2 protein-coding genes are annotated in these 1,599 nt (G+C 70.4%); one reads left to right on the forward strand and one right to left on the reverse strand.

The window, feature by feature from the left end:
- The first annotated feature begins 55 nt into the window (after positions 1 to 55).
- Entirely contained in the window at positions 56 to 1,048 is a 993-nt protein-coding gene (locus JMF90_RS36380; protein WP_011548046.1) for a sulfonate ABC transporter substrate-binding protein, read from the forward strand.
- A gap of 4 nt (positions 1,049 to 1,052) precedes the next feature.
- Here JMF90_RS36380 and JMF90_RS36385 read toward each other — a convergent pair.
- Positions 1,053 to 1,599 (reverse strand): putative glycolipid-binding domain-containing protein (locus JMF90_RS36385; protein ID WP_201326278.1); only part of this gene is annotated, 547 nt, incomplete at its 5' end.

Consider the following 1,599-nt stretch of genomic DNA (forward strand, 5'->3'; position numbering starts at 1 on the left):
CGCTCGGCCCTTCTGGGGGCCAGCGCAAACCCGTTATTAGCGTGAACACGCCCTAATGAACGACACACCGCACGCAGACCTTGAAACGACCCCGGTGAACCCGCGCCGCCGCCAGTGGCTGCACGGCGCGGCCGCCGGGCTGGCCGGGCTCGCGCTCGGACCGCTCGCGGCCGCAGCCGCCCGGGCCGACGACAGCGGCACGCGGCTGCGCATCGGCTTCCAGAAATACGGCAACTTCGTCGTGCTCAAGGCGCGCGGCACGCTCGAGAAGCGTCTGGCGAGCCAGGGCGTCACGGTGCAATGGCTCGAATTCCCGGCCGGCCCGCAACTGCTCGAAGGGCTGAACGCCGGCGCGATCGACGTGGGCACGGTCGGCGAAACCCCGCCGATCTTCGCGCAGGCCGCGGGCGTCGATTTCGTCTACATCGGCAACGAGCCGCCCGCGCCGCAGGGCGAGGCGATCGTCGTGCTGCCCGATTCGCCGATCCGCACCCTCGCGCAACTGCGCGGCAAGAAGGTCGCGTTCAACAAGGGCTCGAACGTCCATTACCTGCTGGTGAAGGCGCTCGAGCATGCGGGCCTCACGTATGCCGACATCCAGCCGATCTACCTGACCCCGGCCGACGCGCGCGCCGCGTTCGTGCAGCGCAGCGTCGATGCGTGGGTGATCTGGGATCCGTATCTGGCCGCCGCCGAACGGCAGCTCGGCGCGCGCGTGGTCGCGAATGGCGAAGGGCTCGTGCGCAACACGCAGTACTACCTCGCCGCACGCAAGTACGCGGCCGCCCACCCGCAGGTGCTGCGCGCGCTGCTCGACGAAGTCGACGCGGTCGATCGCTGGGCGCGCGATCACGTGCCCGAGGTGGCCGCGCAACTGTCGCCGCTCGTCGGCCTCGATGCGCCGACGCTCGAAGTCGCGCTCAAGCGCGCCGGCTACGGCGTGCAGCCGATCACCGACGCGACGGTCGCGTACCAGCAGAGCATCGCCGACGCGTTCACCACGCTGAAGCTGATTCCGGGCAAGCTGTCGGTCGCCAGCGCGCGCTGATCCGTCACGACGCAGACGCCGCGCCGACGCGCCGCCATTCGTCGTAGTCGGTGACGAGGCCCGCGTCGTCGATTTCGATGTCGGCCGCATACGTGCCGCTCTCGTAGCGATACACGTGCGGCGCCGTGCGCGTATAGCGCTGCTCGCCGCGCACGATGTCGAAGTCGGGAAAACGCAGCCACGCGGTGCGGATCGCGGCCGATTCGCCGACGGCGAGCCCCAGCCGCCGGATCGGCAGCGTATTGGTCGACGGGCTGAAGCCGAGATCGATGTCGGTCGCGCCTGCGAGCATCGGGGCATCGACGCCGTCGATCGTCCACTGCCCCGCGTCGCATGCGATGTCCCATTGCCGTGGCGGCGCCGTGCCGGTCCGATGCGTCACGCGCGCCGAACGGGTGAGCCAGTCGGCGCCGCATGCGATCGCGTAGTCGATCCGGAACGGCGTGCCATCGAGCGCGCCCGTCACCGCCCCCGACAGCGCGATGCCCGTTTGCGACGCGTCGAGCCGGCACCATTCGGCCGCCTGCCACGTCTGCACGATCTGCCAGGCA

The sequence above is a fragment of the Burkholderia sp. E168m23 genome (assembly GCF_016586125.1).
Classification (GTDB): Bacteria; Pseudomonadota; Gammaproteobacteria; order Burkholderiales; family Burkholderiaceae; genus Burkholderia; species Burkholderia orbicola.